This is a genomic window from Mesorhizobium sp. M8A.F.Ca.ET.021.01.1.1, assembly GCF_003998025.1.
Lineage (GTDB): Bacteria > Pseudomonadota > Alphaproteobacteria > Rhizobiales > Rhizobiaceae > Mesorhizobium.
Map to the genome: position 1 here is coordinate 1 of NZ_RZSJ01000893.1, position 1532 is coordinate 1532.

The window sequence follows — 1532 nt, forward strand, 5'->3', positions numbered from 1 at the left end:
CGATAGCCGAGATCGGAGAGGCAAGCCGCCGCCGCCAAACGTCCCGCGATCTCGGCTATCGGGCGCCTCCCGCCAGCGCCGATCTGCGCAAGCTCGAGCGGCTCGATCTCTTTGCCCGTGGTCTGGCTCGTGCCTTTCCCTGGCCAGCCGCGATGGTGCGGGCGCTTCCCGGCGACGCGGTTGTCTGCCGCTGCGAGAACGTGACTGTCGCAGCTGTGCACGAGGGCGCGGATTTCGGAAGCAGCGAGGCCAACAGGGTCAAGTCGCTTTCACGCGTCGGCATGGGGCGATGCCAGGGGCGCTATTGCCAGTTGGCCGCGGTCGAACTCGTCGCGGCACGAGCCGGCTGCTCGCCAGATGCAGTCGGCAGGTTTCGCGGGCAGGCCCCTGTCCGACCAGCGCCTGTCGGCGCCTTTCTCCGGGAGTACTGATGCGATTGCCAAAGCCGCGCCCGGATGTCGGTATGGATCACATCTCAGAAATCGGCGACCTTGCCCCAGACCGAACCATCGAAGCGGCGCGGATCGTAGGATGTCGCATCGACGATCGGTTCCGACCCGGTCACCAGATCGGCGACCAGATGCCCGGCGCCGGGCCCGATGCCGAAGCCGTGTCCCGAAAAGCCGGCGGCGAGGATGAAACCTGGAACGCTGTGGATCGCGCCAATGGCGGGCACGCCGTCCGGCGTGCTGTCGATATAGCCGGCCCAGGCAGCGTTTATCCTCGTCCGGCGTAATGCCGGCAGCAGTTCGAGCGCGCGGGCATGGGTCAGGCGAATGGTCGACTGATCCGGAGCCGGATCGAGGATGCGCATCCGCTCCATCGGCGTCGGCTGGTCGAGCCGCCAGCGCCGCAGCGTTTCATGGCCCGAACGCACGCCTTGCAAGCCGCCAGGCCCGAGGCTTCGCCAGCGCTTCAGGAACATGGGCACGAACTGCGACGAGAAGCGCAGCTGCTGTGGCGTCACGTCGACGCGTCCGCGTCCGCTAATCGCAAGCGTGTAGCCGCCGTCGCCGCGGCGGGTGGCCGAAATCTTCGCGGTGTGCAGCGCATCCGGCAGGCCCTCCGCGCCGGGCGATACGGACAGGATGGACGAACGCACCGATGCCTGCGGAAAGCGGAAACCGAACTGGTGGCAAAAGGAAGAGGCCCAGGCGCCGCCGGCCATGACAGCGGCCTTGGTTCGGATTGTTCCGCTCTCCGTGACCACGCCGCTCAGGCGGCCGCCCTCGGTCTCGATGCCGCGCGCGGCACAATTCTGGTGCACGCTGCTGCCGAGCTTGACGATGGCGCGGGCGACGGCGGGTGCGGCCCGCGAGGGGTCGGCGGTGCCGTCGGTCGGTGAGAAGACGCCTCCCTTCCAGCTCCGCCCCGTGGCGCGGCCCTGCTCGCTGGCCTCGGCACCGTCGAGCATATGCGTGGTAACGCCGGCCGTTCTGGCGAAGTCGCGCCAGCGCGCCCAGCCGGCCAGTTCCGCCTCGTCATTGCTGAGATAGAGCAGTCCGCAACGGCGAAAGCCGGTGTCTTCGCCG

1 protein-coding gene and 1 pseudogene are annotated in these 1532 nt (G+C 68.5%); one reads left to right on the plus strand and one right to left on the minus strand.

Annotation, left to right across the window (positions count from 1 at the left end):
- Positions 1-431 (plus strand): annotated as a pseudogene (locus EOA36_RS35160) ((2Fe-2S)-binding protein); the annotation flags it as partial.
- Between the two features lie 44 nt (positions 432-475).
- On the opposite strand, the gene EOA36_RS35165 reads toward EOA36_RS35160, so the two are convergent.
- A partial coding sequence (locus EOA36_RS35165; protein WP_145969504.1) for an FAD-binding oxidoreductase occupies positions 476-1532 on the minus strand: 1057 nt, incomplete at its 5' end.